Below are 1,878 nucleotides of genomic sequence, written 5' to 3'. Positions count from 1 at the left end.
CTGCTTGCTGATGTCATATCAGGTATTCAATTTAAAGATGGTGAACGGATCACTCAAGATCAAACAGAACATCACGATTCATTGATACACCACATTTGACAATAACTCATCTGTTGGCCATGCTGATTATAATCTCGCTTATCATCACTGTTTTTTGTTAAAAAACCGGGGTAGTGATAACTCGAATACCCTGATTGCTCATTATGATTGTAACTGCCCGTACGAAATGTGTTATCAATCTGCACTTGCTTACCTTGTTGTTTATTCCAATGTAAGCCGATATCAGCGTGACCTTGTAAACTCCAAAATCCCGCGAAAGTGCTAAAATCTTCCATTGTCGTCGGCAATTAGAATTCAGTTAAAAACTTATCATCACATTGATAATTACACAGAAATTCTCCGACAAAATACGGCTTAGTACTTGCCACTGTTTTTTGAACAGTCGCACCATAAAATCTGATCTTATCGGTATCATATTGATATAGCTGCTTCACTCCCCAATATTGATAATAATGATTCGATACAATATCAATGTTATCATCGGCTAAACTTCCAATCAGCTCAGGGTTATTAATCACCCCCAAATCAACCCCGAAACTCCCGTCCATTAATAAGTGCGGCTGTACTAAAGGCAATCCCGCCTTTTTATCTCTGGATTTATATTGATTTTTAATAAATAAGGCTATCTCTCTCGTCCATAAATTTAAATCGATCAACCGTTGATTTTGCGCTGCCGAAAACTGAAATTCCTCATCTTTATTTTTATTTTCATTGTTTAAATCAAGTATGACCCCGTTATACCTAGCTGATTCACCCAATTCATTTCCCGTTTCCAAAATAATTTTTTTAAACCCGCCAAACTCCCTTGTTAATAAGGCTATATAGCTTTTAAAAGCATCTTTATATCTATTCTGAGTATAAAATTCAGTTGTTTTCTGTTGGATTTCAATCTTATCAGTAGGTGTATTTCCATAACATTTGCTCGGTTTAATGGTACTACCATTAATGTCACTGCCATAAGCACGATCAACCATAGGGATCCCCCCTAAAAAACCACCAAGTATCAATCATAGGGAAAACCACTTGAATCCCTTTTGCTTGTAATTTAGCTAACGTCTGCTTAAGAGTATCAAACTTTACTTGATCGTATTTTATGGCATCAGGCTTATTCCGCTTGTTTCCCGTTGGATTATCTTTAGTATTCACGGCTTGACTCTTATCATAACCAACAATTTTTGCCGTATCGTTGACTAAATAATTTTGCTCCCGGCCTCCACCCACAATAGAAGGGGGATACAAACGCACTAAATTAATGCCCATTCGTTGTACAGTATCAATAATGTCATTCACTTCAAAGGCTGTCGGCGAACGAAACTGCGGTATACTTTGATCCGTAGGTACCGCATCGATTACAGCCATCAAAGAAGGGACATTAGTCGCCATGTGTTTATTCACTATACCCTTTGTCCCATCTTTATATATCGCATATAAATGACTTGGATCGGTCTTAGGACGTATTAACTGAACAATTGGATTAGCAAATAAAAAAGGAGAATAGAGTAATATAAAAAAAGACATATATTGCTTGTTAAAAAAAACTCTAATCACATAGCAGCATTTCATAATCACTCCACAATAAAAATACAATCAACTCCCTTAGGTTGAAAGTAAATTTATCATGATTGACAGTATTACCATCATTAATTACGTCCATCCCTTAATCTAATATAAAAAGTTAAACAAATAGTAAACAATACAAAAATGATATTAAGTACCCGAGTATAAAATTACCAACAATTAGGTTAATATTTAATCTTTGATATTTTTTACATTACCAATGATATAGAACTTGTATCAATATCGAAATTTTTGTATAAC

General features: G+C 34.9%; 3 protein-coding genes. All 3 read right to left on the bottom strand.

Annotation, left to right across the window (positions count from 1 at the left end; all coding sequences use genetic code 11):
• Positions 1 to 71 precede the first annotated feature (71 nt).
• The 3 genes from L2764_RS26970 to L2764_RS26960 are packed head-to-tail and all read right to left on the bottom strand — an operon-like array spanning position 72 to position 1,578.
• Entirely contained in the window at positions 72 to 347 is a 276-nt protein-coding gene (locus L2764_RS26970) for a hypothetical protein (protein WP_248943411.1), read from the bottom strand.
• Positions 348 to 1,034, bottom strand: coding sequence for a hypothetical protein (locus L2764_RS26965; protein WP_248943410.1), 687 nt, complete (start codon positions 1,032 to 1,034; stop codon positions 348 to 350).
• Positions 1,027 to 1,578 carry a hypothetical protein gene (locus L2764_RS26960; RefSeq protein ID WP_248943409.1) on the bottom strand — a complete coding sequence of 184 codons (552 nt, stop codon included), beginning with the start codon at positions 1,576 to 1,578 and terminating at the stop codon, positions 1,027 to 1,029. The genes L2764_RS26965 and L2764_RS26960 overlap by 8 nt, the downstream gene beginning before the upstream one ends.
• Positions 1,579 to 1,878: the final 300 nt, after the last annotated feature.

The organism is Shewanella surugensis (genome assembly GCF_023284005.1).
Lineage (GTDB): Bacteria > Pseudomonadota > Gammaproteobacteria > Enterobacterales > Shewanellaceae > Shewanella > Shewanella surugensis.
This window is presented reverse-complemented; position numbering and strand designations above follow the sequence as displayed.